Genomic DNA, 3,502 nt, shown 5'->3' with positions numbered 1-3,502 from the left:
GCCGCAACGCGGCCGACAGCGTATCCATGCAGCCCGCGGCGGCCTGCGGCTGCACCGGTTCGACGCTCGGCCCCGCGAAGTACTGGCCCTGCACGAAATCGACGTCGCACTCCAGCGCGATCAGCGCGTCGCGCTCGGTCGCGAGCCCGCCCATCAGCACGAGCTGGCCGGATTCGTGCAGCAGCGACACGAGCCCCGGCAGCACGCGTTCGAGATGCGAGTGTTCACTCGCTTGCGCGAGGATGCCGCGGTCGAGCGTGACGATGTCGGGATGCAGGTGCCACACGCGGTCGATGTTCGAATGCTTCGCGCCGAATCCGACGAGCGCGATCAGGAAGCCGGCCTTGCGCAGCCCGTCGACGATCGCCGCATAGCGCGGTGTCTCGCCGCCCGCCTGCTCGGGCACTTCGAGCACCACGCGGTGCGGCGGCAGCCCGAGCGCCTTCAGGTTCGCGAGCATCGCGTCGCCGTAAACGGTGTCCATCAGCGCGGCCGGATGCAGGCTCAGGAAGAGCCATTCGTCATGGCTGTCGAACGCGTGGAAGTTGCCCAGGTGCAGCGATTCGGCGAGCCGGCCGAGCTCGAGCAGGTCGCCGCGCCGCGCCGCCTGCGTGAACACCTCGTGCGACGCCACCTGGCGGCTTTCCTCGTCGTGCGCACGCAGCGACGCGTGATAGCCGATCGCGCGGCGGTGCGACACCGAGAAAACGGGCTGGAACACGCTGAACACGGTGTAGCCGCCATACAGCACGGTGCGCCGGTTCCCGTCGTCGCCGGCGACGGGGCGGGGCGGCTGAAAGCCGGGGGGATCGATTTCGATCATGCTCATGATGTCGGCCGAAGGAAGACTGCCAGTTTACCTAGAGAATAGGCGAGCAAGAAGCGTGCACGGCATCGTACCCCGTGCGGCGGCGCGTCGCGGTCGGGCCGCCGGGCATTGCAGGCGTTTCAAATGCGTATTGCGGGGCCGCGCTGCACCGTAATGGTGCGTGCCGACCCGGTTCGGCGCGTGCTATGTGCTACGTGTTGCGCGTCACGCGCGCTCGGACGGGTCGGTCTTGCGCGCGGTGCTGCGGATCTCGGGCGCGAGCTGCGCGAAGATCCATGCGGAAGCCGCCGTGATGATGCCGACGCAGATGAAGGTCGCATGGAACGCGGGCAGCGTGTTGCTGGGCGTGACGGTGCGCAGCATGCCGGTGAAGGTCGCGAGCAATGCACCCGCGACCGTGACGCCGAGGCTCATCGACAGCATTTGCACGAGCGAGAACAGGCTGTTGCCGCTGCTCGCGCCGCCGGTGCCGAGATCCTTCAGCGTCAGGGTATTCATCGCGGTGAACTGCATCGAGTTGAAGCCGCCGAACAGCGCGAGATGCACGACCTTCACCCACACGGGCACCGAGTCGCGCATCAGCGCGAAGCTCGCCATCATCACGCCGACCATGATCGTGTTCGCGAGCAGCACCTTGCGGTAGCCGTGCCGCGTGATCAGGCGCGTGATGATCCGCTTCGAGAACATCCCGGCGGCGGCCACCGGCAGCATCATCAGCCCGGCCTCGAACGCCGAGTAGCCGAGGCTCACCTGCAGCAGCAGCGGGATCAGGTACGGCATAGCGCCGCTGCCGATCCGCGCGAACAGGTTGCCGAGCAGCCCGACGCTGAACGTGTGGATCCTGAACAGCTCGAGCGAGAAGATCGGTTGCGGCGCGCGCACCGCATACAGCCCGTACGCGACGAAGCACGCGAGGCTCAGGATCAGCAGCACGAGCACGGCCGCGTGCTGCATGCCGAGATCGGCGAGCCCGTCGAGCGACAGCGAGATCGCGACCATGCCGATCGTCAGCAGCAGATAGCCCTTCAGGTCGAAGCGGCCGACGGCCGGGTTGCGCGAATCGGGCATCGAATAGAAGGTCGCGATGCAGCCGGCGACGCCGACCGGCACGTTGATCAGGAAGATCCAGTGCCATGACGCGATCTTCACGAGCCAGCCGCCGAGCGTCGGCCCGATCAGCGGGCCGATCAGGCCGGGAATCGCGACGAACGACAGCGCGGACAGGTAGCGTTCGGCCGGGAACGTGCGCAGCACCGCGAGCCGCCCGACCGGCAGCAGCATCGCGCCGCCGACTCCCTGTACGACACGGAACGCGACGAGCTGCGTCAGCGTCTGCGCGTTCGCGCACAGCAGCGAGCCGAGCGAGAACACCAGGATCGCGCTGAAGAACACGCGGCGCGTGCCGAAGGTATCGGCGAGCCAGCCCGACACGGGGATCATCACGGCCATCGTCAGCGAGTACGCGATCACGACCGACTGCATGCGCAGCGGCGATTCGCCGAGGCTCGCGGCCATCGACGGCAGCGCCGTGTTCACGATGGTCGCATCGAGCGTCTGCATGAAGAAGCCCGTCGCGACGAGCCAGAGCATCACAGTGAGGTTCTTTTCGCCGGGAGCGGCGGCAGGCGGGCGCTGGAACATTGGGGCGGGATGGTGGCGCGGGACAGCCGACATTGTAGGGAAAGCCATCGCGCCGTGCAGGTTCCGCGCAAGGGCGCAGCGAAGTCCGGCCGGCGGGTGCCCGTCCTCGTCGAACGGCCAGTACAGTTCAGTCGAAAGTGTCTGCAGCCGTATCTGTCCGTGTGCTGCCACTGTCCGAAATACTGATGCCATCGGACCCGTGCGACCAGGAGGCTGCCATGCGCGAACTGCGACTGTATGTGATCGATGGCGACGAGCCGGCCGGTCGGTGGCGGATCGTCGATCGCACCGCACTGGAGGTGGCCGACGGCGAGGTCTGGGTGACGATCGAGGGCCGACCCGACGATCACTGGCTCGGTGCCGGCGATTCGCTGATGCTCACGCCCGGCATGCGCGTGTGGGTCAGCGCGGGGGCGCACGGCGCGACGTTCGCGTTCGGTCCGCTCGAGGTGCGAGCCGTGCGCGCCGCGCAGGCGTGGTGGCGACCGCTCGTCGCATGGCGCGACGGCCGGCGTCACGCGCCCGCGTCGCTGCCGACGTAGCCCCCGGGGCTGGAGCGGTTTGCCGTCAGTGCATTGTCCGAGCGCATGCGCGATCCGGCCGGCCGTGCGGCCATTGGCGATCTGCGTGATCGGCGAGCCCGGCGCCTGGCACACCTTGGTCGAGAGAACGTTCGACGACATCATCCGGGCGTTTCGCGTCGGCACGGGGCGTGCGGGTAGCCGCATCGTGTCCGCGTGGCGGCAGCGGAGCAGGGTCGCGCCGTCCGGCAGCGAGCGCAGCGGGCCGTGGTGCGGATGTGCAGGGGGCACGCCGGCACCGGGGATGCCGGCAGGCTTCCAGCGCGCCGGGGGATGTGCTGCCGGCCGTTCCTGCCGGGGCGCAGGAGATACACCCGCGCTACGGCCGTGCGTGATGTGCTGAATCGCGCAATCGGGATTGCTCGCGACTGCCGCGACTTCTAGACTCGATCTTGTCTCCCCATCGCCCATCCCGCCATGACACCCGAACTCGCGTTGGCGCATCTGTGGC

At 68.4% G+C, this 3,502-nt stretch carries 3 protein-coding genes; 1 reads left to right on the top strand and 2 read right to left on the bottom strand.

Annotated elements, in window-relative coordinates; all coding sequences use genetic code 11:
• On the bottom strand, positions 1-829 hold an 829-nt coding region (locus JYJ84_RS31725), incomplete at its 3' end, for an EAL domain-containing protein (RefSeq protein ID WP_205189937.1).
• Between the two features lie 204 nt (positions 830-1,033).
• Positions 1,034-2,470, bottom strand: coding sequence for a multidrug transporter subunit MdtD (gene mdtD / locus JYJ84_RS31720; protein WP_175223699.1), 1,437 nt, complete (start codon positions 2,468-2,470; stop codon positions 1,034-1,036).
• 218 nt (positions 2,471-2,688) lie between these two features.
• Between mdtD and JYJ84_RS31715 the strand changes: the two genes are divergently transcribed.
• On the top strand, positions 2,689-3,012 hold the full coding sequence (locus JYJ84_RS31715) for a DUF2917 domain-containing protein (RefSeq protein WP_175223695.1): 324 nt from the start codon (positions 2,689-2,691) through the stop codon (positions 3,010-3,012).
• The last annotated feature ends 490 nt before the right edge of the window (positions 3,013-3,502 follow it).

It is taken from the genome of Burkholderia sp. LMG 13014 (genome assembly GCF_905232215.1).
Classification (GTDB): domain Bacteria; phylum Pseudomonadota; class Gammaproteobacteria; order Burkholderiales; family Burkholderiaceae; genus Burkholderia.
This window is presented reverse-complemented; position numbering and strand designations above follow the sequence as displayed.

Coding starts and splice junctions, on each gene's coding strand:
- mdtD (WP_175223699.1), bottom strand. CDS start 2,470: ATGTTCCAGCGCCCGCCTGCCGCCGCTCCCGGCGAAAAGAACCTCACT.
- JYJ84_RS31715 (WP_175223695.1), top strand. CDS start 2,689: ATGCGCGAACTGCGACTGTATGTGATCGATGGCGACGAGCCGGCCGGT.